Here is a 25,449-nt window from a genome sequence, read left to right as displayed (position 1 = left end):
CAGACAACATGCGAAAGAACATCACACCGGCCATCGCCCTGCCCGTCGCCGTCGTCCTCGGTCTGTCCGGCTGCGGCCAGGACGAGACCCGGGCCGCCGACTCCGAGCCGAGCTCGGCCGCCGCCTCCCAGATCGATGCCGATGCCCTCAGTCTCGATGGCGCCTGGGTCAAGGCCGCCGACGACGGGATGACGGCGGTCTTCGGCGAACTGCACAACAGCACAGACCGCGACATCAACCTCGTGGCCGTGAAGTATCCGGAAGCGAAGTCCGTCGAACTGCACGAGACGAACGAGGACGGTTCAGGAGGGATGTCGATGCAGGAGAAGAAGGGAGGTTTCGTCGTCCCGGCCGGGCAGAGCCTCAGGCTCGAACCCGGCGGCGAACACATCATGATCATGGGCCTGCAGAAGGCTATCGAGCCGGGCGAGCAGATCACCCTCGAACTCGTCACTGCCGATGACCAGACCATCGAGGCCACAGCCGTGGCGAAGGACTACTCCGGGGCCCAGGAGAACTACGCCCCGGGCGAAGCCGACGGAGCCCACGACGGCCACGAGGAGTCCGGGAACTCGGAACACGGAGCCCACGGTGACCACTGAGTCGGGCCGGACCGGTTTCAGTCGTCGCGGTCTCATCACCTCGGCGGCCGCAGCCGGAGGGGCGGGGCTCATCGGAGCCGCGGGATTCGGCCTCGGCCGAGCCGATTTCGGCTCTGGCTCCGGTTCCGCCGGAGAATCTGCCGGTGGCGGAGAGCCGCCTGGGCGGGATCAGGACGGAGCGAACGGGGCGGCAGTCGAGCCGTTCTTCGGAGCCCGTCAAGCCGGAGTCGAGACTCCGCCCCAGGCCTATGCGCATTTCCTCGCCTTCACGCTTCGACCTGGTATGAAGGCCGCCGAGGCGGTCCGGTGGCTGCGTCTGCTCACCGCGGACGCGGCCGCCCTGACCCAGGGACAGGCGCCGCTGGCCGACTCCGACGCCGAACTCGCCGCCGATCCCGCCCGGCTGACCGTGACCTTCGGTTTCGGGCCCGGACTCGTCGCCCTGGCGGGAGAGGAGCATGTGCCCGATTGGCTGGGGCCACTGGAAGGCTTCACGATCGATCGTCTCGACCCCGATCGATGCACGGGCGACCTGCTCCTGCAGATCTGCGGCGACGACCGGCTGACGACGGCGCATGCGCGTCGCATGCTGTTCAAGGACTCGCGGACCTTCGCCGAGGTGGCCTGGCAGCGCGACGGGTTCCGCCGCGCCTACGGCAGCTCGGAAGAGGGGCGGACTCAGCGGAACCTCTTCGGTCAGCTCGACGGCACGGCCAACCCCGGGCCCGGGTCGGAGGACTTCGAGCGGATCGTCTGGGGGAGCGGCCGTGCGGTGGATGACCCGGTGTTCTCGGCGCGGGGCGAGCCGCCGGCCGACCTCGGGGCGCATCTGCCGCCGTGGCTGCGAGGAGGGACGACGCTCGTGCTGCGGGACATCGCGATGAACCTCGACACCTGGGACAAGGCCGACCGACCGGCCCGCGAATTCTCGACCGGCCGGACCCTCGACACCGGCGCCCCGTTATCGGGGACGGACGAGTTCGACGTTCCGGACTTCACCGCCGTCGACGCACGGGGACTGACGAAGATCTCGAAGGCCTCACATGTGGCACGGGCCCGGGACGGGCTCGACCCGGAGGTGCAGATCCACCGGCGCACGTTCAACTACGACACCGGTGCCGGAGAGGGTGCGGGGCTGCTGTTCGCCTCTTTCCAGGCCGATATCGACCGGCAGTTCCTGCCGATCCAGCGCCGCCTCGCCGAGGTCGATCTGCTCAATGAGTGGACCACGCCGATCGGATCGACGGTGTGGGCGATTCCCCCGGGCGCGTCTGAAGACGGCTATATCGGGCAGAGCCTGTTCGAGGGGTGATGCGTGTGGCGGCCGGGGCCGGTCTGTCCGTCCGGCCCCGGCCTGGGCGCTCCGTGGTCAGAACAGCGGCTGCGGCAGTGCATCCTCCCACTCGAGCAGTCGACGCTTGGTCTCGATCTCGTTCCCGGGCAGCCCACCCGAATAGCCGCCGAGGCCGGCACCTGAGACGACCCGGTGACAGGGGACGATGATCGGAATCGGGTTGAGGCCCATGATCCCGCCGACGGCACGGGCCGGAATGCCCGTGCCGCTGGCCGCGGCGAGTTCCCCGTAGGTGACGGTGGTCCCGGCCGCGACGGTCTCGACCAGAGTCGTGAGCACCGCCCGTGCGACATCCGAGATCGGTCCGAAGTCGACCGGCAGGTCGAAATCTCCGAGGCGACCGTCGAAGTAGGCGCGCAGCTGAGCGAGCGCCTCGACCAGAACAGGGGAGCCGTCGTCGATTTCGGTCCGGCCCCGTTCGCGCTCAGGGTCGGTCGCCTCGGCGGTCGCGTCCCATTCGAGTCCGACGATGGAGTGACCGTCAGTGCTCACGATGATGGGGCCGACGGGAGTGCCGAGTGCGGCGAACGCGCAGTCGGAGGTTTCCCAAGCTCGGCTCCCTTCACCTCGGCGGAGTTCTCGGACCCGTGAGTCACGACCGAGCGGTGTGGTCGTCTCGATCAGCCTACGAGCTTTCCTGCTCGGAAGTCGTCGACGAAGTCAGGATTCTCATCGAGCCATTCGGCGACGGCGTCTTCCAGGTTCTCGCCGTTGTACTCGTCCTCCGAGAACATCAGTGCTTCGAGATCAGCGAGCTGGTCTTCGGTCATCGCGAAGTTCTTCACTGCCTGCGCCACATATGGGAACTTCTTCACGGAGTCCTTATTGCCGAGATTGTAGAGGATCTCCTTATCGCCGAGTGAGTTCTTCGGATCTTCGAGGTCGCGCATCGGGAACTTGCTGTATGCCCAGTGCGGGTGCCACAGCGTGACCGCGATGTTGTCGCCGGCATCGGTGGATTTCTTCACCTGTGCGAGCATCGCCGGCGTCGACGAGATCTTGTATTCGAGCTGTTCCAATCCGTAGTCGGGAATGACCTTCTCCTTCGTGGCCTTGGTCAGCCCGGCTCCTGCCTCGATGCCGTAGAGCGTGTTGCCGTAGTCGTCGGCCATCGTCTTGAGGTCCTCGATCGTCTTCGCCGGTGAGTCCTCATTCACTGCGATGGTGTTCTGTGCCGCACCGTACCAGCAGCCCTGGATGTCGACGTCGTCCTTGACCGTCTCGTAGTAGGAGGCATGCGTAGTCGGCATCATCATGTCCATGTGGAAGTCGACATCGCCGACCGCGACTGCCTGGTAAGCGGGACCCGCCTCGAGCTCCTTGATCTCGACGGTGTATCCGTCTCGTTCCAAGAGATTCGTCAGGGTGTAGACACTCGCGTAAGTCTCGTCCCAGCCGTTGAAGACGGCGAAGGTCACGTTCTTGTCATCGTCGGGGTCGAGCGAGTCGAGATCTTCGGAATCCGAGCCCGGCTCGCATGCGGTCCAATCCTTGTCGCCGGCCGTTGAATCTGCACTATCACCCTCTCCGCCTCCGCTGTTGCTCACACCACAGGCTGAGAGGGTGAGCAGAGACGCCGCAATGAGGCTGCCGGCTTTGAGGATCGTTGAACGTACCATTTCATGTCCCTTTCGATGATTCGTCCCGAAACTGAGAGTCGCTGCTTCAGGACATATGTGATCACAATCGGTTGTCAAAAAATGAGGAGGGTGTGCGGCAAACATCTGTTCGCGGCACACCCTCCTCACTGGCTGATCCGAACGGGTTCTTCGGATCGATGAGGTTCCGATCTGATGCGAACCTCATCGGTGCGGCGAGCACATCGGCTCGGTTTCAGTTACTTGGCGAGTTCGCCCTTCTTCCACTGGTCGACGAAGTCCGGGTTGTCCTTCAGCCATTCGGCAACGGCCTTCTCGTGGTCGTCGCCGCCGTAGTGCTCATCGGAGAACATGAGGTTCTCGAGGCTGGCCAGGTGGTCATCGTCGAGGACGAGGTTCTGCAGGAGCTGCGAGACATAGGGGTGCTCGTCGGCAGCGTCCTTGCCTGAGAAGCTGAAGATGCGCTCGGCATCGCCCATGGCCCCCTTCGGGTCCTTGAGATCCCGGACCGGGAAGGCGTCATAGGCCCAGTGCGGACGCCACAGGGTCACTGCGACGTTCTCTCCGGCCTCTGTCGACTTCTTCAGCTGCGCGAGCATCGCCGGAGTCGAGGAGATCTTGAACTCGAGGTTGTCGAGCCCGTACTCGGGAATCGCCTTCTCCTTGGTGGTCTTCGTCAGACCGGCACCGGCGTCGATGCCGTAGAGGATGTTGTTGTACTCATCGCCCATGTCCTTGAGATCGCCGATCTCCTTGGCCGGGGAGTCTTCGTTCACGGCGATGGTCAGCTTGGCGTTGTCGTACCAGCAGCCGTGGTCGACGAGTTTGTCACCGTACTGCTCGATGTAGCTCTCGTGCGTCAGCGGCAGCCAGCCATCGGTGAAGAAGTCGATATCGCCCTTGGCCACACCGGTGAACATCGGTCCGGCATCGAGTTCCTTGGTCTCGACCTTGTATCCGTCCTCTTCGAGGACGTTCTTGATGAGGTAGACGGTGGCGTAGGACTCGTCCCAGCCGTTGAAGATGCCGAGGGACACGGTCTTCTCGTCGTCCTCGAGGTCGGCGACGTCCTTCGACCCTTCGCCGGGTGTGCACTGGGACCAGTCCTTGCCGTCGGCATTCGTCTCGTCGCCACCGCCGCCGGCGGGTTCGCCGCCGGAGTTCGATGCTCCGCACGCCGAGAGGGCAAGTGCGCTGGCGGCGAGGATGCCTCCCAGCTTGGTCAAGGTTGTCGTTTTCATGTGACTCTCCTTCGGTACTCGAATTGAATGGATGGGGATCACGCGGCCGCGGCCTTGTGGGCGCGTTCGATCGGGGTCTTCTTTCCGAGAGCGGCGGTGACTCGGTCGAGGAAGATCGCCACGACCACCACGGCCAGGCCTGCTTCGACGGCGAGGGGCACGTCGAGGGCGCTGATGCCGCCGACGACTGCGCCACCGAGGCCACCGGAGCCGACCATGCCGGCGAGGACGACCATCGACAGTGCGAGCATGATCACCTGGTTGATGCCGGCCATGATGGTGGGCATCGCCAGGGGGATCTGGATCTTCGACAGAATATGGCCCGGGCTGGCACCGAAGGCCTGACCGGCCTCGACGACCTCGGTGTTGACCTGTCGGATGGCGAGCTCGGTCAGGCGCACGCCCGGGGGCAGCGCGAAGATGATGGTCGCGATCGCGCCCGGTGTCTGGCCGATGCCGAACATGAGGATCGCCGGTACCAGGTAGGCCAGTGCCGGCATCGACTGCATGAAGTCGAGGATCGGTTTGACCGCGGTCGACACCCAGCTCACCTTGGCGGCGAGGATGCCGAGCGGGATGGCGATGATCAGTGCGACGAGGACTGCCACGATGACCAGAGCCAGAGTCGACATCGTGTTGTCCCACTGGTCGAGGGCGCGGACGAAGTAGAACCCGATGAGGGTGAAGACGGCGACCTTCCAACCGGCGGCGAAGAACGCGATCGCTGCCAGGATGACGATCATGATGAGGTAGACCGGCGATGAGAATACGAGGTAGAGAATGTCGTAGAGGCCGCCGAGGACGAGGTTGATGAAGTCGAGCAGCCACTGAAATGCTGAAGTGAACCAGGTGAGGAAGTCGTTGACCCAATCACCGAGCGGCAGACGCGGATTCATGAAGTCCATCAGTGCTTACCTCCTTCTACGTCGGCCGTGCCCCCTGTGGCGGCATCGGTTCCCTGGTTCTTGTCGCCGTCGGCGACGAGTCCGTCTGCGGTCGCCGCTTCCGCCGTTGCTGGAGCCGCCTGCTCGTCGGTGAAAGCGGCGCCGTTCTCACTGTCAGCCTCAGCCGCGCTCGGCGATTCGAGCACGGGCTCGTACTCTTCCCTGACCGGTGGGATTTCTCCGGTCGCCGGCCCCGGATCGGCCATGGAGTTGAGCAGGGCCACTCGGGGAACGATCCCGAGCAGACGCCGGTTCTCATCGACGACGGTCAGAGGCACCTTGGCCGTGGAGCTGGGAGCGAAGAGCTCGGAGATCGGAGTCTCCGGGCTGACCGTGAACAGGTTCGTCTTCTCCACGATGTCGGTTATCGTGTGCTGCCCCTCGCGGGCGGCCTTGACCACGTTGCGGTCGCTGACGAGCCCGACCACCCTGCGATTCTCGTCGAGGACGAGCAGCCCGGAGGAGTTGTTGTCCTCAAGCGTCTTCATGGCCAGGCGCGGGCCGGCCTCGATGCTGATCGTGGCCTCGGTCTCGCGCATGATCGACGCGGCGGTCAGCACTCGCGTGCGGTCGACATCCTGGACGAACTCGGCGATGTAGTCATCGGCCGGCTGTGTGAGGATCTCCTCGGAGGTTCCGATCTGGACGATGCGGCCATCGCGCATGACGGCGATCCTGTCGCCGAGGAACATCGCCTCATTGAGGTCGTGGGTGATGAAGATGATGGTCTTGTTCAATTTGGACTGCAGTTCGACGAGTTGCTCCTGCATCTCGCGGCGGATCAGCGGATCGAGTGCAGAGAACGCTTCGTCCATGAGCAGGATGTCCGTCTCCGCCGCCAGTGCGCGCGCCAGTCCGACTCGCTGCTGCATGCCGCCGGAGAGCTGCTGGGGATATTTGTCGCCCCAGCCCTCGAGACCGACGGTCTTGAGCCATTCCTCCGCCTTCTCCATGCGCTCGGCCTTCGGCACCCTCTGGACCTCCAGGGAGTAGGCGGCGTTCTCTCGCACGGTGCGGTGCGGCAGCAGTGCGAAGTGCTGGAACACCATCGACACATGCTTGCCGCGGACTTTCCGCAGAGTCGAGGAGTCCGCCTTCGAAATATCGGTTCCGAGCACCTCGACGGATCCCCCGGAAGGCGCCCAGAGCCCGTTGAGAGTGCGGATCAGGGTCGACTTGCCGGAACCCGACAGGCCCATGACGACGAAGATCTCGCCCTCTTCGACCTCGAAGCTCGCGTCGATGACTGCGGCTGTGCCGAGTTTGGTGAGGTCTTTGCGATCGGCGCCTTCTTCGAGTCGTTTGATCACTTCGTTCGGCCGTTTGCCGAAGACTTTGTAGACATGTGATGCCTTGACGACAACGCTCATGTGCTTCCTCCTTGCATTCTTGGCTCTCCGCAAGAACGAGAGGCCCACCCCCGTTTGCACGGTTCGGTGATCGCAGATCCGATTGGTTCGATTGCGAACACGCCTCACCGCACACGGATATCTGATTGACCATTGTAGTTTTGTTCAGAAATTTCGGTAGAGATTTTATCCGGTTTATGCGGAGTGGCGCTCTTGACTAGTCCCCTGACCTGGAGAAACGCAGAGCGTTGCGTTACTTGATTGTTATAATCAACAGTTGGAACACGTAGGTGTTCCGTAAATGGATTTGCTGTCGGATGCGAATTCTTGATGCCGAAAGTGACCTTGTCAGCAGAACTCCTCGAGTGCCCCTATGAGAAACCGGACGACGGCAGGAGTGACCACCTCGGCGAACTCTTCGAAGAATCCGTGGCGTCCTTCGGGGAGGATGAGCAGCCGAGAACCGGCGATGCGCTCGTGGAGGATGTGGGCATTGGCCACCGGGTTCATCCGGTCCTCGCCGCCGTGGATGATGAGCGTGGGCGCCTCGATCTCGGGCAGCCGGTCCCAGGCATCGTGATTGGCGCTGATGCGAAGGTGAGCGGCTGACTCGGCCGCGGTCATCGTATCGTCGCCGAGCAGCTTGCTGTACTCGGGAGACACAGTCCAGGCCGGGGTGTAGAACAGGTCGAACAGGTACTGCGTGTGCTCCGCTCCGCGCAGCCGCGCCAAGGACTGGCCGACCTCGCGTGCCCGCCTGACAGCATGCGCTCCGCCCGGAGTCGTGCACGCGAGTACCAGTGCGCTCACCCGTTCGGGAAAGTCGACGGCGAGCATCTGCGCAATGCGTCCGCCCATCGAAGTGCCGTAGACGGCGGCCCGTTCGACGCCGAGGCGGTCGAGCACCTCGGCAGCGTCGGCGGCGAAGCTCGCGGTCGACAGTTCGCCGAGCTCACCTCGGCTGCCGCCCGTGCCTCGGTAATCGAAGGTGATGGTGCGCATCTGCAGCTCGAAGCTCTCGCGCAGACCGTCCCACCATGCGTGCGAGTTCGCCTGGCCTTGGAGCAGCAGCAGTGCAGGGGCCTCGGCGGGGCCGGTGTCCTGGACCGCGATGGGGAAGCCGTCGCGTGTGCTGATCGTGTGCGCTTCCCTCGTCCCCATCCGTGTCCTCCCGCCTGCGTGCGCCGAGCGAGCGCCTACGCTTGAACCATGAAGCCATTGCCCTTCCTCAATCCTGCCGCAGGAACGCCCGCCGCGAGGAATCCGGCGCGACCGGCCGTGATCGTGCCGACCCAGGGCGTCGATTCCGAGGAGCTCTCCGCCCAGTGTGCCGCGGTGGCAGCGACGGGCGTCGTCGACGTCATCGAATGGCGCATCGATCCGCTGCTCGCGCGCTCGATCGCCGGTGGGTCCCTGAACGACGAGGCACCCGCGGTGGTCAGCGGGGAAGTGCCCGGCAGTGCGGCGCCACGGGCCGAGGAGGTTCTCGAGCTGCTGCCGCAGGCAGCCGCGGCCGGTCTGCCGGTGCTCCTGACCGCGCGCACCGCCGGCGAGGGCGGGCTCGTCGAGATCGCAGCCGACGAATACGCCGAGGTGCTCCGACGCCTGATCGCTGGGCTGGCCGACGCCGAGGTGGGAGCGGTTCCCGTGGCAATCGACGTGGAGATCGATCGCGCCGAGGCCCGCGAGCTCATCGCCTCGGCGCGAGAGCACGGCATCCCGACGATCGCCTCGCTCCATGACTTCGAGTCCACGGGTTCGTATGAGGCGCTGCTCGCGACATTCCGCTCCATGGCCGACGCCGGCGCGGATGTGGCGAAGGCGGCGATGATGCCGCAGACCCCGGCAGATGTCTGCCGGCTGTTGGCGGCGACAGCGAAGGCTGATGTGATGTTGGGTGTGCCCGTCCTCGGCATCTCGATGGGAGCTCTGGGGCGCACCAGCCGGATCATGGGTGCGGATTTCGGCAGCTGTGCGACGTTCGCGCAGATCGGAGAGGCCTCGGCACCGGGGCAGATCGACGCCGCGCGGCTGGCCGAGATCCTCGACCGCGTCTGCGATTGAGGTCGTCTTAGGCGGAAGTCCCCGCTTAGGTGGTCGTTCTGGGCGGAAATCTCTGCGGCGAATCCGCCCATTTCGCCCACCTACGCAGCTCATCGCGTGTGCTGGAGCGGGCGGTCGTGCTCACATCAGCCCCAGCTTGCGTCGGATCTTCGCCTCCAGTTGCCTGTAATCGGTCTTCCGGGTCACCTTGAGCACGGTCCACCCGGCGTCGACCAGTGCTTCGTCCACGAGGTCGTCCAGGCTGAGGCGGGCGCGAGCCGGGGAGGCGGGACGGCGGCCGAGCCCGCCTCCGCCGAAGAGGTCAGTCGGTGATCTCCTCGATCTGCTTGCGGAACTTCTTCGGCAGGGCTTCCTCGCCGAAGTTGTTTCGCACGGTGTTCGCGGCGATGCGCTGCACGACGAGCTGAGCCACGGCCACGCCGACGCCGGAGACGATCGTCCAGGCCAGGGCCTCGGACATCGAGATCTCGTCATCGACGGGATTCGACGGTGCCGGACGCTTCGTCGACTTCTCCCACGCGAAGGTCAGGGTCTTGCGAGCGACGAATGCGGCTGCGATGGGCGCTCCCACGCCGATGATCTGCCAAGCGAGCTTTCCCATGCTCGTGTCCTTTCCTCTGAAGCTCAATCCCACGACGACGCTGCGCCGAGGGAGACGTGTTCCGTCCGAGTCAACACTAACGCAGTCCGCAGCGTGCGGTGCCCAACGGCACAGAAGCGGTGCGCGAAACCGCCGCGCTGCGAGCCTCAGCCGGCCCGGATGATCTCCTGGAACCTCTTGGTGAGTGTTTCATCGACGGCGAGGGTGTTGCCGTCGAGTTCGCGCAGCGCCACGGCCGTGCGCATCGATGAGACGTACCACGCGCCATCGGCGGTCTTGACGTCCTCGAGGCCGAGGTCGGCGTATTCCGCTCGCAGTCCGAGTTCCGCGGCATGATCGAAGATCAGCCGCTGCGTCGTGCCCGAGAGCAGGCCGGCCTCAGGGTCGGGCGTGAGCAGGAGCTCGCCGCGTCGGATGATGAGGTTCGCGGTCGGGCCTTCGAGGACGACGCCGTCGTGGGAGACGAACAGCGCCTCATCGGCCCCGTGCTCTCCGGCGTAGCGGCCGGCTGCCTGGTTGACCGCATAGGACAGGGTCTTGGCCCCGATGAGCAGCCACGGGGCCTTGCTGCCGATGTACGCGTCGAAGCCGCGGTCGAGGCTGACGGCGCTGACGCCCTGTGCGCGAGCGGCGAGGATGTGCTCGTCCACAGGGACGGGGAACGCCCACCCGCGGGGCCGGAGCTCGCCGTCCGTGCGCTGCTCACCGCGCGACATCGCATAGCGGATCCCGAATTCGGTGATGCTCGGGTCGGCGGCGGTCACCTCGGCGATCACCGCGGCGATGACCCGATCCCACAGGTGGGGGTCGGGTTCGGGCAGGCTCAGGGCCGAGGCGGAGGCGCAGAACCGCTGGAAGTGGCGCTCCCGCGAGACGATGGTGGTCCCGGCCGAGCCGCGGGAGACGAGCACGGTTTCGAAGATTCCGTCGCCGCGGTGGGCAGAGAGGTCGGTGACCGGTAGCTGCGGCGCTGTCAGATCAGTGATCTCGAACGTCGAGGACGTCGGGTCGACGAGGATGAGCGTGTCGGTCATGCGGTACCTCCGAAGAGCAGTCCGAGTGCATAGGTCACGGCGGCGGCACCGAAGCCGATGCCGAGCTGGCGCAGCGCGCGCGGTCCCGGGGCCTTGCCCGAGAGCAGTCCGACGACGCCGCCGGTGAATAGCAGCGCGATGCCCACCAGGCCGGCGGACAAGAGGACGGCGGGCAGACCGGACATCCCGAAGATATAGGGCAGGATCGGAATGAGCGCGCCGGAGGAGAAGAAGCAGAAGCTCGACAGGGAAGCTCCGAGGCCGGTGCCGAGCTCATCGCGGTCGACGCCGGAATCGAGGGTCGGCAGCTTCGGGGCCTGCTTGTTCTTCGCCGCGGCGATCGTGCGATTCGCCTGGGCTTCGGCCTCGCGACCGTCCATCCCGCGGGCGCGGAAGACGAGCGCGAGCTCGTTGGCGTCGATGTTGAGATCGGCCAGGGCATGCCGGGATTCGGGGTCCGGGGTCGATGCCTCGAGCAGCTCGCGCTGGGATCGCACGGAGATGTACTCCCCGGCTCCCATCGACAGGGCGCCAGCGAGCAGTCCGGAGGCTCCGGTGAGGAGGATGACCGTGTTCGACACTCCTGCCGCTCCGACGCCGAGGACGAGGGCCAGATTGGAGACCAGCCCGTCGTTGGCGCCGAAGACGGCAGCCCGGAAATTGCCCGACAGTCGGGCCCGGGAGCGGGCGGCCAGAGCGCGGACCACCTCGGCGTGAATGCGTTCGTCGGCGGCCATTTCGGCCGAAGCCGCCTCGTCGTCCTCATAGGGCGAGCTCGTCTCGGACTGCTGCGCGAGCGCGAGCACGAACACGGAGCCGAACATGCGACCGAGAAAGGCCAGGCAGCGGGTGAGGAGATCGGCGGAGCGGCGCTTCTCGGCATGCTCGCCGAGCAATGAGATCCAGTGCTCCTGATGGCGGGACTCCGCGGTGGCCAGACTGAGGAGGATCTCTCTGTCCTCGCCCGTGCGGCGTTCGGCGAGATCCCGGTACACCCGCTCCTCGAGCCGTTCATTGGCGAGGTAGCGCTGCCAGCGGCGAATGGTCCGTCTGTCGGGTGAGGCGGGCTGGGCACCTGCGGCGGATTCGTTGGTCGTCACTGGTCCGAGTCTAGCCGGGAGAAGGGATTCCGGCACCAGAGCGCACGGTTGCGAGCCACGGAGGCGGCAGGCAGGCGAACATGGATGCGAACGACGCGGCCTGCGAGCGCGAAACCATGACGTCGCCTGCGGGCGCGAAACCATTCGGTGACCGGTTGTTATCAATTCGTGATATTAAACCCGTCCGATCTGGGCTAGATTAAAGCCCAATGTGAATTGTGTCACCGTTTCGTTATAGAAGAATGTGATTCGTTACCAATGACGGGTCATGACGGAACGTCAGAATCGAGCTTCCCCACAGCGCGTCCGACGAGGCCGACATCGGTGTGAAAGGCCACACCGTGACGGTCGGCCTCGGCGCGCCGTTCCATACGATTCCGCAGGCACGGACGAGGAGCGAAAGGAACTCCATGAAGTTGCGCACGAAGAGCTGGCTCGCGGTCACGGCCGCAGCCGGAATGGTGCTGGGTGGGGTGAGCCCGGCGCTGGCGACGGGAACCGCCGGACCGACCGAACACACGGACATGGGTGTCACCGGCGACGCCGTGATGGAGCATCTGCAGAAGATCTCCGACATCTCCACCGCCCACGCCGGCGAGGGGTTCCGGTCCCTCGGGACTCCGGGCTATGAGGAGGCTGTGGAGTACGTCGAAGCCACGCTCGAGGCCACCGGTGCCTTCGATGTCGAACGACAGGCCTTCGAGGTCGAGCAGCAGACCTTCGACACCGTCGATGTCCGCGTCGACGGGGAGAAGGTCGAGGTCACTCCGGCCAGCCTGACAGAGGGCACGACAGAACCGCTGACCGACATCCCCGTGGCGCTGCCGGTCGACGACGACTACAGCGACCTGGCCGGCGGGCAGCTCGGCTGCGAGGCCGGAGACTTTGATGCGGACGCCGAGGGCGCGCTCGTGCTCGTGGCCCGCGGAACCTGCTCCTTCGGAGAGAAGACCCAGGCCGCCACCGATGCCGGGGCCGCCGCGGTCATCATCTACAACAACGACACCGCCAACCCCGACGAGGCGCTCAATGCGACCCTCGGCGAGAGGATCGAGAACGGCGCCCCGACCGCCGCGGTCACCTACAACGTCGGCAGCGACCTGATCGCTGCAGTCCAGGAGGCGGCAGAGGGCGAGGCCCTGACGGCCGACTTCACTCTGGAGACGGAGTTCGTCACCTCGAAGACGTGGAACGTCATCGCCGAGACCAAGGCCGGCGACCACGACAACGTGCAGATGTTCGGCGCTCACCTCGACGGCGTCGCCGAAGGCCCCGGTGCCAATGACAACGGGTCCGGCTCCGCGGCACTGCTGGCCTCGGCCGAGGCCCTCGCCGAGCAGCCGACCGAGGTCGACAATGCCATCCGCTTCGGATGGTGGGGCGCCGAGGAGGTCGGTCTCGTGGGTTCGACGAAGTACGTCGAGAGCCTCGGTGAGTCCGAGCTGGGCAAGATCAAGGCGTACATGAACTTCGACATGATCGGTTCGGACAACTACATCGTCGGCACGCTCGACTCCGACGGCTCCGATGTACCGATTCCCGACGACGTCACCGTTCCCGAGGGCTCGGCCGAGCTCGAGAAGGTCTTCACCGACTACTTCGCGGATATCGATCAGCCGAATGTCGGCACGGACTTCTCCGGACGCTCGGACTACCAGGCATTCATCGACAACGGCATCCCGTCCAGCGGCCTGTTCTCCGGTGCCGATGGCACGAAGACCGCCGAGGAGGCCGGGATGTTCGGCGGTACGGTCGGTGAGAAGCACGATACGAACTACCACCAGCCCACGGACACGATCGAGAACGTCAGCCAGGAATCGCTCGATATCTTCGCTCCCGCGATCGGGTTCGCCGTCCACACGCTGGGCTACGAGCTCGCAGAAGAGCCCACGGATCCGCCGACCGATCCGACGGACCCGCCGACGAGCCCCTCGGATCCTCCGACGGAGACTCCCACCGACGATCCCACTGACGAGCCCACCGAACGAGAGCTGAGCATCGATCCGCAGACGATCGAGGCCGAAGCCTTCGTCGGTGACGAGGGGGTCCAGGTCACGGCCACCGGCTGCACCGCCGACACCACGGCGACGATGACCGTCGACCCGCAGAACGGTGAGATCGAGAAGTTCGAGCAGACCGCCGAGGTCGGCGAGGACACCGCGGCCCGATTCGGAGTCCGCGGACTCGAGGAGTCGAAGGTCGAATCCTATATCGGCACCTACGCCGTCACTGTCGACTGCGAGGGCGGCGATCCATTGACCGGATCCTTCGAGGTCGTCGCCGCGGAGGAAGGCCCCGGCGCCGGCGGTGGGGGCGGCGGAGATCTGCCGCGCACCGGCAACGAGGCACTGCCGCTGGTCGTCTCCGCCGGAGCTCTCATCGTGCTCGGTGTCGCGATGACCCTGGGCTCGCGTCGTCGCCGGAAGAGCTGAGCGAAGAGGCGGCGGGCACAGCCCGACGCGCCTGGAGACACCCGCTGATCGGCGCGGGCCGGTGACTGAGAGGTCGCCGGCCCGCGCTGCCGTTCGCGTCTGCGACAATGGCGCTGTTCGTGAGGTCGGTGCGAACCGAGCGGCGGTCGCGGATGGTGATCGCGGACGGTGCCAACGGCGGAAAGGCAGTGACATGAATCGCTTCGAACACAGAGTCGCACTGGTCACCGGCGGCAGATCGGGAATCGGACGCGCCATCGCTCGCCGTCTCAGGTCCGAGGGCGCTGATGTCTGCACCGCGCAGCGCCGAGCCGATGACGAGCTCCCCTCGGTCGCCATCGACCTCGCCGATCCCGCCGACGTCGAATCCGCGGTCGCCGAGGTGGTCGAGCGCTTCGGCCGCCTCGACGTCCTCGTCAACTGCGCGGGGATGATGCAGGAGGCGAAAGTGGAGGACATGTCGGTCGAGGACTGGAAGCGCAGCCTCGACGTCAACCTCACCGGTCCCTTTCTCATGATCAGGGCGGCACTGCCGCACCTGCGCGCAGCCGGCGGCTCCATCGTCAACGTCGGGTCGATCGAAGGGCTCGGTTCGAACCCCGGTCATGCGGCGTACTCGGCCGCGAAATCAGGACTGCACGGACTCACTCGCGCCGTGGCGGTCGACCACGGAAGAGAGGGAGTCAGGTGCAATGCCATCGCGCCCGGCTGGATCGACACCGAACTCAACGACGAGTTCATCGATTCCTCGCCCGACCCCATGCGCTTCAGACGCGAGATCGGAGGCATCCACCCCGTCGGCAGGTCCGGTCGGCCCGAGGAGGTGGCTGCGCTGGTCGCCTTCCTCGCCGCTGATGAGGCCGCCTTCGTCACGGGACAGGTCTACACGGTCGATGGGGGACGGATGACGCAGCTGAATCTCCCCTGATGCGCATCTGAGACGAAGCGGCTCGCCTGCCGGCGGCCCTCAGGGGCCATTCACTTTGGCCGGGCACAATGGTCTTCCGTGACTCCCAAACGCTTTTTCAACTTCTTCGCCGTGGCCGAAGCCATCACCTGGGCTCTGCTCATCTTCGGCATGATCCTCAAGTACGGAACCAAGACCACCGAGGTGGGCGTGAGGATCGGCGGCAGCATCCACGGTTTCGTGTTCCTCTGCTTCGTCCTCGCCGTCATTCTCGTCGGTGTCTCCCAGCAGTGGAGGATGCGCCGCATCCTCATCGGTCTCGTCTGCGCGATCGTGCCGTTTGCGACCGTCCCCTTCGAACTCGCCTCGGCACGGGCCGGGGCGCTCGACGGTGATTGGGGGCTCGGTGATGGCGGCCGTCATCCGCGCGGGGCAATCGAGAAGCTCGCGGCATGGGCGATCCGCTCGCCGTGGCTGGCCGCCGGTATCGGTCTGCTCGTCGTCATCGTCGTCTTCGCCGCCCTGTTGGTCGTCGGACCACCCGGAAGCTGATGCGGAGGCGCCGGGACCTGGGCAAGCCGGCGGGGCTCGCATAGGATGAGACGGATCGGCCGGTCCAGCGCCGGCCGCCTCATCCATCCTCATCGACGGAAGGCCCACTGATGGACCTGCTCTTCGGCGTCGGAGGGATCGGCGTTCTCGTCGTCATCCTCCTGATCGCGCTGTTCGTGATCCTGCGCTCCTATAAGATCGCCTCGCCCTCGGAGGCGCTCATCATCACCGGCCGGAACGCCTCGGGAGCCTCAGGGACCGGTCGCATCGTCATCGGCGGACGCTCGGTCGTCTACCCGATCGTGCAGAAGGCGTTCATCCTCTCGCTGTCCTCACGGCAGATTTCCGTCGAGATCGACGGCATCTCCATCAACGGCATTGCGCTGCGCCTGCGCGGGGTCGCCCAGGTCAAAGTCGGCGGCACCGAGGACGATGTGCGGAAGGCCGCGCAGCGCTTCCTCGACCAGCAGGATCAGATCGACCACTATTCGAAGGAGATCCTCTCCGGCACCCTCCGCGCGGTGGTCGGCACTCTCACGGTCGAGCAGATCATCCAGGACCGCGCTTCCTTCGCCGCACAGGTGCAGGAGGAATCCGCGCATTCGATGAACAACCAGGGCCTCATCATCGACACCTTCCAGATCTCGGCGGTCGAGGACGAGGGCAGCTATCTGCGCGACTGGGGCCGCCCGCAGGCTGCCGAGGTGGCCAAGAACGCTGCCATCGCCGAGGCGAACGCCGGTCGTGCATCGGCGGTCGAAGAAGCTCAGCAGAACGAGGAGACCCAGAAGCAGCAGGCGCTGACCGATCAGGCCATCGCCGAACAGCAGCAGCAGCTGGCCCTGCGTCGCGCAGCGCTGAAGGAAGAGGCCGATCAGCGGCAGGCGACTGCGGACAACGCCGGACCCCTGGCCGCAGCGGCCGAGAAGCAGAAGCTGCTCGAGAAGGACCGGATCGTCGCGAAGGAAGCCGCGGAGCTGCGCGCTGAGCAGCTCGACGCCGAGGTCAGACGCCCCGCCGATGCCGAACGCTACCGGCAGCAGGCCGAAGCCGACGCACGTGCGTATGAGATCGAGGCCCAGGGCCGAGCCGAAGCCGCGGCCGAACTGCATCGTCGCTCGAAGGACGCCGAGGCGATCCGGCTCGAGGGCGAAGCCGAAGCGGATGCGATCAGGGCGCGCGGCGAGGCCGAAGCCGAAGCGCTGCGTGCGCAGGCCGAGGCCTACAAGCAGTTCAACGACGCGGCCGTGCTGTCGAAGGTCCTCGAAGTGCTGCCGACAGTCGCCGGTGAGCTGGTGGCTCCCTATGCGAACATCAAGGACCTTTCGATCGTGTCCACCGATGGCGAGTCGAAGCTCGCGAACTCGGTGTCGAACAACCTTGCGCAGGTCCTCGAGGTGGTGCGTGGGACGACGGGCGTCGATCTCACCGACCTCGTAGCTCAGGCGAAGGCGGCAGGAGGCGCGGGCACGATCGGACGGGACGAGGGCCGCTCGTCGGCGTCTGCCGGGAGCGGTTCCTCAGGGTCTGACGGGGGCGGTTCCTCGGGGTCTGACGGGGGCGGTTCGACCGGTTCGGCTGCGGGCGCCGCGAATGCCGAGGGGTCGGACGAGGCCGTCGACGGAGTCGTGGCGGACTCTCCGGCTTCGAAGGCCGACCGAACGCGTTTCGATCCGAAGGCTTTCCTCGACGACAGCGGAATCGACCTCGACCAGATCGGCGATGAGGTGAAGAAGGCCACCGGGTTCGACGTGCAGTCCTATATAGACGAGGCCAAGCGCCGCCTCGACGACCGGGACGCGACCCGCGGCGAGTCGGGCGCCGCAGGCTCCGACTCGCCTCAGGACGAGCGAGGCCCCGACGGCGAGGATGCGGACGACGAGGACGGCCGGGCATCCGAAGACTGACAACCCAGGGCGTCCCCTGCGGACACGCCCACTCACGGGCACGCCCACCCACCTCACGAGCACGCCCACCCACCTCGCGGACACGCCCACTCACGGGCACGTGCCGTCACGTCTCCTGCGGGTGGATCCACCCCGATTTCCGGAGCCAGATCAAAGGGGATCCACCCGCAGGAGACGCGCTCACGCACTCACGCAAGGTGTGCCCTCGCGATAATACATAGATACATGCACATATGTTAATATGAAGAGGTCAGGAGGCAATCATGGCTCATGATCATTCGCACGGTTCGAGTTCGCGACGGCAATTGGCGATCGTATTCGCCATCGTCGCCGCGATCTTCGTCTTCCAGCTCATCGGCTCGATCGTCACGGGCAGCCTCGCACTGCTCATCGACACGGGCCATAACGCCGTTGACCTCATCGGCATCGGCATCGCACTCTTCGCGGCGACGCTCGTCAATAAGCCGGCGAGCGGCCAGAAGACGTGGGGCTTCCGGCGAGCCGAAGTGCTCGCCGCCGGAGCGCAGGCGACCCTGCTGCTCGGGCTCGGCGTCTACAGCCTCGTCGAAGGCATCCGCCGCTTCTTCGTTCCGCCCGAGGTCCCTGGCCCGGGCCTGCTCCTCTTCGGTGCGATCGGCCTGGCCGGAAACCTCGTCTCGATCGTCATCCTCAGTTCGTCGAAGGAGGACTCACTCAACCTCAAGGCGGCCTTCCTCGAGGTCATCGCCGATGCGCTCGGCTCCGTGGCAGTCATCCTCGCCGCTCTGGCGATCTGGCTGTTCGGATGGGAGCGCGCGGATGCGGTGGCCGCACTGTTCATCGCGGCGCTCATCGTTCCCCGCGCCTTCTCGATTCTGCGGGAGACCGGTTCGATCCTCCTCGAGGCGGCTCCGAAGGAGCTCGACCTCGAGAAGGTCACGGAGCACATCGAATCGGTCGAGCATGTGCAGGAGGTCCACGACCTCCATGTCACCCGCATCGATTCGAACCTGCCCGTGCTCACCGCTCACGTAGTGCTCGCCGACGAATGCTTCTACGACGGGCACGCCCCGCGGATACTCAAGGCGCTGCAGGAGTGCCTGACCGAACACTTCGAGATCGCGATCGAGCACTCGACGTTCCAGTTCGACCGCGCCGTCGACGCCGCGGAGGAGACCCACACCCACGGCTGAGCGCTGGCGGACAGCAGCAGTCGGGGCGCCTCCGTCTGCCGGTTCGTCCCGCCTCGGCGGGAATCGGGTCACTGCCCGGGCAGGATCTCCACCGAATCAGTGCGGAAGCGCTCGAGCTTCGCCGGGTCGATCGAGACGCCGAAGCCGACGCCGGTGGGGACATCGACCTTGCCGTCGCGCATGACGATCTCGTCGGTGATGTCCTCGTGGAAGAAGCGGTTCGACCCGGAGATGTCGCCGGGCAGGGTGAAGCCCGGCAATGAGGCCAGGGCCGCATTCGCCGCACGTCCCAGACCGGTTTCGACCATGCCCCCGTGCCACACGGCGACACCGTGGGCGGCTGCGAGATCATGGATCTTCTTCGCTTCAATGAACCCGCCCACGCGTCCGGGTTTGATGTTGATCACCGAGGTGGCTCCCAGCATGATCGCGTCGGCAGCCGCCTCGGCGGAGACGATCGACTCGTCCAGGCACATCGGGGTGTCCATGAGCTTCGCGAGCTCCGCGTGCTGCCGGATATCGGCCTCGCCGAGGGGCTGTTCGATGAGCAGCAGACCGTACTCGTCGAGACGGCGCAGATGGGCGGCATCGACGAGGGTGTAAGCGGCGTTCGCATCGACCTGGAACCCGAAGTCGTCACCGAAGGCCTTGCGCACCGCAGCGACCGGCGCGATGTCCTTGCCGGGCTTGATCTTGAGCTTGATCCGGGCGTAGCCCTCCTCGAGGTAACCGCCGATGACCCTGACGGTCTCCTCGACGGAGTCCTGGATGCCCACCGAGACGCCTGAGGGAACCGAGTCGACGACTCCGCCGAGGTAGTCCTTGAAGGACTGGCCGTGCAGTCTGAGCTGAGCTTCGATCACCGCCATCTCCAGAGCCGACTTCGCCATCGGATGGCCGATGACATGGCGCAGGTGCCAACCGACGGTCTCAGCGGTCAGGTCCTCGACATCGAAGAGCAGCGGAGCCAGCCAGCGTCGGGTGACGTCGATGCCGGAGGCGACGTATTCGGAGGAGTAGAGCGGGGAGATCATCGCCACGGACTCTCCCCAGCCGGTGATCTCACCCTGCGGGGTGTCGAAGACCGCCTCGACGAGGTAGCAGTCCTTCTCCGTCTCCCGCATGAACGAGGTCTCGAACGGGGTGACTAGCGGAATCGAGACCTGGTGGAGGGTGACCGATCTGAGTTTCATATGCCGGGCTCCTGCTTCGCAACGTGGCGGATGATTCGTCGCCCTCAAGCTTAGGCCAGCACTCTGGAGCGGCGGCGCAGCCGTTGATAGTGTGAACAGAAGTCGTCCTGTCGGCAAGGGGGCCTTCGTCATGAATGACTACCTGCGAACTCGCAAGGCGCGCAGACAGTCCTGGTTCGGTCTCAAGCTTCCGGTCAAGACCGCGCTTGCCCAGCCTTTCCTCCACCCAGTGCTGCGGACGATCGCGCCCCGTGTGAGAGGACTGAGGATCGGCCGCCTGCCCGCGCCGATCGAACTGAGCGAGGTCCGCGGCCGAGCCGGCGGCGCCGAATTCTTCCTCGTCGAACCGTTCCGCTGCGAGATCGCCAAGGAGTTCTACTGGGGACGGGGTCGGCGCACCGAGCCCGAAGATGCCTTCGCCCTCGAGCTCATGGTCGACCTCAGCTCCGACGCCGAGGTGTTCCTCGACATCGGCGCCTACACGGGAGTATTCACCATGGCCGTCCTCGCAGCGAATCCGCGAACGCGGGCGCATGCCTTCGAAATCATCCCCGCCGTGGTCGCCGGCATGGAGAAGAACATCGCCCGCAACGGGTTCACCGAGCGCGTCACCGTCCATCCCACCGGAGTCGGCAGCCCCGAGACCTGGATGAGGGTGCCTCTCGGCCACGGGGGATCGGCTCTGCCCTCGTTCTACTCCGCTGATATGGACTTCGACTCCGACGCCGAGGTGCGTTTCACCTCACTCGACAGCCTCCTTCCCCAGCTGCAGGAGGAGAGCCCCGTGCTGGCCGAAGGCGCGGACACCACCGCGACCCGTCCGCGCGTGACCATGAAGATCGACGTCGAAGGCGGCGAGAACGCCGTCTTCGCCCACGGCCGCGAATTCCTCGCAGCGCTGCGCCCGGACATCCTCTGCGAGGTCCTCGACGACCGGGCGGAGCCGCGAGAGCTCATGGGCCACCTCGGTGCGCATGGGTACCACTGCTATCTCGTCGGCGAGGATCGGCTGTTCGCTCGCACGACGATCAGACCCGATCCGCATCTGCGCGACTGGCTGTTCACACTGAAGACTCCAGCGCAGATGCGGGCGGGCAGCTACCCGGTCGAGTGAGAAGCGCGCCGGCCTCAGCTCTGCAGCTGGTCGGCGATGAGGGCGGCCAGCAGTGCGGTCCGCGGAGCGATCTCGTCGATCACGGCGTGCTCGTGCTCGGCATGCGCACCATCACCGACGGCACCGAGGCCGTCGAGGGTGGGAATGCCGTCGCCGGCGGTGAAGTTCCCGTCCGAGGCCCCGCCGACGGACACGCCCTGCGGTGTCGGCAGGCCGAGCTCGCCGGCCAGCGCGGTGGCCCGTCCGAACAGCTCGGCCGACTGCTCGGGTTCGAACGGAGGTCGGTTGATCCCGCCGAGCACCTCGGTCGTCGAGCCCTCCACCTGCGGATTCTCCGCTAGGGCACGGATCTGCGCGTCGACGCGTTCGAGTTCGGCGGCAGTGCGCGCCCGGACGTCGACATCGACGCGCGCCTCGGCGGGCACGGTGTTCGAGGTCGTCCCCGCACTGATCACGGTCGGCACCACCGTGGTGCCGGCTGCGGCATCGGCGAGGTCGGCCACCAGCGGCAGGGTCAGGGCCAAAGCCATGCCGGCGTTGATTCCCTTCTCCGGTTCGAGTCCGGCGTGCGAGGCCCTGCCCGAGAAGACGAGGACGTAGTTGCTCGTGCCCTTGCGCTCGAGTTTGAGCGCCCCGCCGGCGCTCGCCTCCATGACGAACACGGCGCTCGCCTCGGCCGCCTCGGCGCGGATGAGTTCGGAGGAGGACAGCGAGCCGATCTCCTCATCGCCGGTGACGAGGAGCGACAGCCCGTCCAGGGCGTCCTCGCCGAGGTGGTCGCGCAGGATCGCAGTCGCATGCACACTCATGATCGCTCCCGTGAGCATGTCGAAGCTGCCCGGGCCGCGAAGGATCCCGTCGGCGGTGGAGAAGGGGATGCGCTCGAGCGTCCCGTGCGGCCACACCGTGTCCTGATGGTTGAGCAGGACGACTCGGGCCGGTCCCGTCCCGAAGCGCAGGCGCACGTGGGCGGTGCCGTCGATCTCGAGCAGCTCCGCATCGGCTCCGAGGCGGTCGTGCAGCAGGGCGGCGAAGTCTCGTGCCCCGGCGGCCACGGCCTCTTTGTCGCTTGACGGAGTCTCGATCGAGATCACGCGTTCGATGTCGGCGAGGATGGCGGGAAGGCGCTCGGCGGCCTGTTGCACGAGGTGGGAGGGCTGGAAGACAGCTGGTTCGGTCGAAGTCATAGTCATGATTCTACGAAGGCCGGCCTGTGCGGACCCGAGCTGTCCGGATAGTGCGACCGCTGGGCGGGCGGAGATGACCGCACAGAACCGCGCACAAACCCGGGCGTCTGTGGTTTGCTAGTCCTATGGGTGAGGCAGTCAGCTCGAAGCGGTACACGCCGGAGGAACGCACACTGTATCGGGAGAAGCTCGCGGAGAACCTCGAGCTCTTCGATACCTACCTCCGTCATGCGGAATTCAAGTCCGCGGGGACGATCGGGCTCGAACTCGAGCTCAACCTCGTCGACGGCGACAATCAGCCCAGCCTGCGCAACAAGGACGTGCTCGCTCGCCTCGATGACGATTACCAGTCGGAGATCGGCGGATTCAACCTCGAACTCAACCATCCCGTGCTGCAGGTCGCCGGGCGCGGGCTGAAGACCCTCGAGGCCGGGGTGGCCCACCGCTTGGAGAGGGTCCAGAAGGCCGCCGAGGCGGACGGTCTCACAGCGGTGTCGATCGGCACTCTGCCGACGCTGACCACTCAGTTCCTCACCGATGAGAAGTGGATGACCGAGGAGAACCGCTATGAGGCGCTGAGCAACTCGATCGTCGATGCGCGCGGAGAGTTCGTGCAGATCGAACTCGGCCGGGATGAGCGGTACAAGGCGGAGTTCGCCGATATCGCCCCGGAGTCCTCGTGCACGTCGATGCAGCTGCACCTGCAGGTGGCGCCGAACAGGTTCGCCGATGCGTGGAACGCCTCGCAGGCGATCGCCGGGGCTCAGGTGGCGATGGGAGCGAACTCGCCGCTGTTCGTCGGACGCAGACTGTGGCACGAATCCCGGATCCCGGTCTTCTCGCAGTCCATCGACACCCGCACTCCGGAGCTGGTCAACCAGGGTGTGCGCCCGCGCGTGTGGTTCGGGGAACGTTGGATCACCAGCGTGTTCGACCTGTTCGAGGAGAACGTCCGCTACTTCCCGCCGCTGCTGCCGGAGATCAAGGACTTCGTCGAGTTCCGTGCCGCCGATGCCCCGAAGCTCTTCGAGCTCAATCTGCACAACGGCACCGTGTGGCGGTGGAACCGGCCGATCTACAACTCCGGCGACAGCGGCGCGCACATCCGGGTCGAGAATCGTCTGCTGCCGGCCGGGCCGACCCCGGTCGACATGGTCGCCGATGCGGCCTTCTACTACGGTCTGGCGGAATTCCTCGTCGGGGAGAACCGTCCCGTGTGGTCGCGGATGTCGTTCGCCGAGGCGGAGGAGAACTTCTTCGCCTGTGCCCGGGACGGCATCGAGGCGCGCGTGACCTGGCCGAAGATCGGACGGATCGGCGTGGCCGACCTCGTCACCGATGTGCTCGCGCCGCAGGCCAGGCGCGGTCTGGCGCGGCTGAACATCGACAAGGACGTCATCGAGGAGTACATGTCGATCATCGAGGGCCGTGCCGCCAACCGCATCAACGGTGCGACCTGGCAGCTGCGCACGCTCGAGAGCCTCGCGCCCGGCAGCCGACCGGACTCGCCCGAACGCAGCGAGGGCCTGAAGTCGATGATGGATGCGTATCTGGCCAATCAGGCCTCGGGTCGTCCCGTCCACACCTGGGACATTCCCGCCTGATCTGCGGGCTCGGTCGGTCGTTCTGGGCGGAAGTCCTCTCTTAGGTGGTCGTTCTGGGCGGAAGCCCCCGCTTAGGTGGTCGTTCTGGGCGGAAATACCTCCGGCGAATCCGCCCATTTCGCCCACCTACGCAGCTCATCGCCAGTGCTGGAGCGGGCGGACGTGATCACATCAGACCCAGCTTGCGCCGAATCTTCGCCTCCAGCTGCCTGTAATCGGTCTTCCGGGTCACCTTGAGCACGGTCCACCCGGCATCGACCAGTGCTTCGTCGCGTTCGTTATCGCGGGTCCACTGCTCCGTCGACTCACGGTGAAGGTCGCTGTCGTACTCCAGAGCGAGCTTCGCGTCCTCGTAACCCAGGTCGGGTTCGATGGTTCCTCTGGCCAGCTGACTCTCGACCTGCGGATGGACCGTCGGTTCAGGCAGCCCCACCTTGATGGCCCACAGTCGAAGCCCGGTCTCCTGCGGCGAATCGACACCGGGCCGGATCAGGCGCACAGCCTCGAGCAGTTTCTCTCGACCCCGCAGCCGGCGGCGTGACTCCAGAATGGAGTTGAGATCGGCGATGCACATCTGCGGCGGGTCATGCCAGTTGCCGACTCCCGCATCTCCGGCCTTCACGAGGTCGTCCAGGCTGAGGCGGGCGCCGAGCCGGACGAAGACCTCCGCCGGCATGAGCACGGGCAGGTCGAGCCAGTGAGCAGGAACGATGTGCTGCGTACGACGGAGGGACACCTTCGGCAGCCGGATCCGCAGATTCCTGTCGGTGGTGCACAGGTACAGGTGGTCATTCATCTGGCTCTTCGGCAGCGGCCATCCGAAGATGCGAGCAGCGGTGACATCGTCGGCCAGGACATTCGGGAACTTGAGCCGGGCCGCGCGCAGCCGCAGCGAGTCTCCGGTCCACGAACTGTCGGCCCATTCGGGTGTCCGGAGAGACTCGGTCGTATCGCGATCCATTCGGACGCCCGGCAGGACGATCGGGCATCGCCGGGTGTACAGCAGGTGGTGCCGGGAGATGCCGAGTTCCTCTGCCTGTCCCACGCGAAACAGACGCGGGTAATCACGCCGCTCCCACATTCGACTGTTGTACATGCACGCCATGCTGTCGCAGTCTCGGCAAGAAGGGGAGAGACGAGATTCTGCCTGTGGACAGAGTTTCCTCGTCCACAGGAATGAGCGCGCAAGTCACTGCGAGTACACGAGCTCAGGCAGTTGTTCGGGCCAGACATCTCCCGCTTAGGTGGTCGTTCTAGGCGGAAAGCGTGCGCTTAGGTGGTCGCTTTGGGCGGATCCTCCCAGCGATTTTTCCGCCCATTTCGTCCACCTAAGGCACTGTCAGCACGTATGCGGACGCGGCCAGTGCATACGCTGCCCGCGCCGAGGTGGCCGCACCGAGGTGACCGCCCCGCGCCGAGGTGGCCGTCCCGAGGCGACCCCCCGCGCCGAGGTAGCCGACCCGAGGTGACCGCCCCGCGCTGCCCGTTCCGAGC

22 protein-coding genes are annotated in these 25,449 nt (G+C 65.9%); 10 read left to right on the top strand and 12 right to left on the bottom strand.

Annotated features, from left to right (window positions below):
• Positions 1 to 8 precede the first annotated feature (8 nt).
• Positions 9 to 602, top strand: a complete 594-nt coding sequence (locus IIE29_RS05660) for a copper chaperone PCu(A)C (protein ID WP_209324265.1) — start codon at positions 9 to 11, stop codon at positions 600 to 602.
• Positions 592 to 1,914, top strand: coding sequence for a Dyp-type peroxidase (locus IIE29_RS05655; protein ID WP_209324626.1), 1,323 nt, complete (start codon positions 592 to 594; stop codon positions 1,912 to 1,914). The genes IIE29_RS05660 and IIE29_RS05655 overlap by 11 nt, the downstream gene beginning before the upstream one ends.
• 57 nt (positions 1,915 to 1,971) lie before the next feature.
• Here the strand turns inward: IIE29_RS05655 and IIE29_RS17110 are convergent, their stop codons facing one another.
• The 6 genes from IIE29_RS17110 to IIE29_RS05625 form a co-directional block, all read right to left on the bottom strand.
• A complete protein-coding gene (locus IIE29_RS17110) occupies positions 1,972 to 2,577 on the bottom strand; it encodes a methylated-DNA--[protein]-cysteine S-methyltransferase (RefSeq protein WP_425491442.1) in 606 nt (201 codons plus the stop codon).
• Positions 2,577 to 3,575 carry a glycine betaine ABC transporter substrate-binding protein gene (locus IIE29_RS05645; protein WP_209324264.1) on the bottom strand — a complete coding sequence of 333 codons (999 nt, stop codon included), beginning with the start codon at positions 3,573 to 3,575 and terminating at the stop codon, positions 2,577 to 2,579. The genes IIE29_RS17110 and IIE29_RS05645 overlap by 1 nt, the downstream gene beginning before the upstream one ends.
• A 218-nt stretch (positions 3,576 to 3,793) precedes the next feature.
• Positions 3,794 to 4,795, bottom strand: coding sequence for a glycine betaine ABC transporter substrate-binding protein (locus IIE29_RS05640; protein WP_209324263.1), 1,002 nt, complete (start codon positions 4,793 to 4,795; stop codon positions 3,794 to 3,796).
• Between the two features lie 38 nt (positions 4,796 to 4,833).
• Positions 4,834 to 5,700, bottom strand: a complete 867-nt coding sequence (locus IIE29_RS05635) for an ABC transporter permease (protein WP_209324262.1) — start codon at positions 5,698 to 5,700, stop codon at positions 4,834 to 4,836.
• Positions 5,700 to 7,109 (bottom strand): quaternary amine ABC transporter ATP-binding protein, encoded by a 1,410-nt coding sequence (locus IIE29_RS05630; protein WP_209324261.1) that lies wholly within the window; start codon positions 7,107 to 7,109, stop codon positions 5,700 to 5,702. The genes IIE29_RS05635 and IIE29_RS05630 overlap by 1 nt, the downstream gene beginning before the upstream one ends.
• Before the next feature lie 327 nt (positions 7,110 to 7,436).
• Complete coding sequence (locus IIE29_RS05625) at positions 7,437 to 8,249, bottom strand: alpha/beta fold hydrolase (RefSeq protein WP_209324260.1); 813 nt, start codon at positions 8,247 to 8,249, stop codon at positions 7,437 to 7,439.
• Between the two features lie 48 nt (positions 8,250 to 8,297).
• Here IIE29_RS05625 and IIE29_RS05620 point away from each other — a divergent pair, with 48 nt between their 5' ends.
• Positions 8,298 to 9,152 (top strand): type I 3-dehydroquinate dehydratase, encoded by an 855-nt coding sequence (locus tag IIE29_RS05620; protein ID WP_209324259.1) that lies wholly within the window; start codon positions 8,298 to 8,300, stop codon positions 9,150 to 9,152.
• A gap of 301 nt (positions 9,153 to 9,453) precedes the next feature.
• Here IIE29_RS05620 and IIE29_RS05615 read toward each other — a convergent pair whose 3' ends face one another.
• The 3 genes from IIE29_RS05615 to IIE29_RS05605 form a co-directional block, all read right to left on the bottom strand.
• Complete coding sequence (locus IIE29_RS05615; RefSeq protein WP_039211970.1) at positions 9,454 to 9,753, bottom strand: DUF4235 domain-containing protein; 300 nt, start codon at positions 9,751 to 9,753, stop codon at positions 9,454 to 9,456.
• Positions 9,754 to 9,899: 146 nt separating this feature from the next.
• Complete coding sequence (locus IIE29_RS05610) at positions 9,900 to 10,787, bottom strand: aminotransferase class IV (protein ID WP_209324258.1); 888 nt, start codon at positions 10,785 to 10,787, stop codon at positions 9,900 to 9,902.
• Positions 10,784 to 11,887, bottom strand: coding sequence for a VIT1/CCC1 transporter family protein (locus IIE29_RS05605; protein WP_209324257.1), 1,104 nt, complete (start codon positions 11,885 to 11,887; stop codon positions 10,784 to 10,786). Before IIE29_RS05605 ends, IIE29_RS05610 begins: the two co-directional genes overlap by 4 nt.
• Positions 11,888 to 12,297: 410 nt before the next feature.
• On the opposite strand from IIE29_RS05605, the gene IIE29_RS05600 reads away from it, so the two are divergent.
• The 5 genes from IIE29_RS05600 to IIE29_RS05580 all read left to right on the top strand — a co-directional run bounded on the left by IIE29_RS05600 (position 12,298) and on the right by IIE29_RS05580 (position 18,857).
• A complete protein-coding gene (locus IIE29_RS05600) occupies positions 12,298 to 14,319 on the top strand; it encodes a M28 family peptidase (protein WP_209324256.1) in 2,022 nt (673 codons plus the stop codon).
• A gap of 193 nt (positions 14,320 to 14,512) precedes the next feature.
• Positions 14,513 to 15,247: an SDR family NAD(P)-dependent oxidoreductase gene (locus IIE29_RS05595; RefSeq protein WP_209324255.1), complete on the top strand. Its 735-nt coding sequence runs from the start codon at positions 14,513 to 14,515 to the stop codon at positions 15,245 to 15,247.
• A 78-nt stretch (positions 15,248 to 15,325) separates the two neighbouring features.
• Complete coding sequence (locus IIE29_RS05590) at positions 15,326 to 15,778, top strand: DUF3817 domain-containing protein (RefSeq protein ID WP_209324254.1); 453 nt, start codon at positions 15,326 to 15,328, stop codon at positions 15,776 to 15,778.
• Between the two features lie 110 nt (positions 15,779 to 15,888).
• Positions 15,889 to 17,685 carry a flotillin family protein gene (locus IIE29_RS05585; protein ID WP_209324253.1) on the top strand — a complete coding sequence of 599 codons (1,797 nt, stop codon included), beginning with the start codon at positions 15,889 to 15,891 and terminating at the stop codon, positions 17,683 to 17,685.
• 263 nt (positions 17,686 to 17,948) lie between these two features.
• Positions 17,949 to 18,857, top strand: a complete 909-nt coding sequence (locus tag IIE29_RS05580; RefSeq protein ID WP_209324252.1) for a cation diffusion facilitator family transporter — start codon at positions 17,949 to 17,951, stop codon at positions 18,855 to 18,857.
• Positions 18,858 to 18,925: 68 nt separating this feature from the next.
• On the opposite strand, the gene menC is transcribed toward IIE29_RS05580, so the two are convergent.
• Entirely contained in the window at positions 18,926 to 20,050 is a 1,125-nt protein-coding gene (gene menC / locus IIE29_RS05575) for an o-succinylbenzoate synthase (RefSeq protein ID WP_209324251.1), read from the bottom strand.
• Positions 20,051 to 20,180: 130 nt separating this feature from the next.
• Here menC and IIE29_RS05570 point away from each other — a divergent pair, with 130 nt between their 5' ends.
• Positions 20,181 to 21,164, top strand: a complete 984-nt coding sequence (locus tag IIE29_RS05570; RefSeq protein WP_209324250.1) for an FkbM family methyltransferase — start codon at positions 20,181 to 20,183, stop codon at positions 21,162 to 21,164.
• A gap of 14 nt (positions 21,165 to 21,178) precedes the next feature.
• Here the strand turns inward: IIE29_RS05570 and IIE29_RS05565 are convergent, their stop codons facing one another.
• On the bottom strand, positions 21,179 to 22,351 hold the full coding sequence (locus IIE29_RS05565) for a M20 family metallopeptidase (protein ID WP_209324249.1): 1,173 nt from the start codon (positions 22,349 to 22,351) through the stop codon (positions 21,179 to 21,181).
• Between the two features lie 125 nt (positions 22,352 to 22,476).
• On the opposite strand from IIE29_RS05565, the gene IIE29_RS05560 reads away from it, so the two are divergent.
• Positions 22,477 to 23,955, top strand: coding sequence for a glutamate-cysteine ligase family protein (locus IIE29_RS05560; RefSeq protein WP_209324248.1), 1,479 nt, complete (start codon positions 22,477 to 22,479; stop codon positions 23,953 to 23,955).
• A gap of 166 nt (positions 23,956 to 24,121) precedes the next feature.
• Here IIE29_RS05560 and IIE29_RS05555 read toward each other — a convergent pair whose 3' ends face one another.
• A complete protein-coding gene (locus tag IIE29_RS05555; protein WP_343071806.1) occupies positions 24,122 to 25,000 on the bottom strand; it encodes a hypothetical protein in 879 nt (292 codons plus the stop codon).
• Between the last annotated feature and the right edge of the window lie 449 nt (positions 25,001 to 25,449).

It is taken from the genome of Brevibacterium renqingii, from assembly GCF_017808095.1.
Lineage (GTDB): Bacteria > Actinomycetota > Actinomycetes > Actinomycetales > Brevibacteriaceae > Brevibacterium > Brevibacterium renqingii.
The sequence above is the reverse complement of the archived record's forward strand: the minus strand, read 5'-3'. Positions and strand labels throughout refer to the sequence as shown.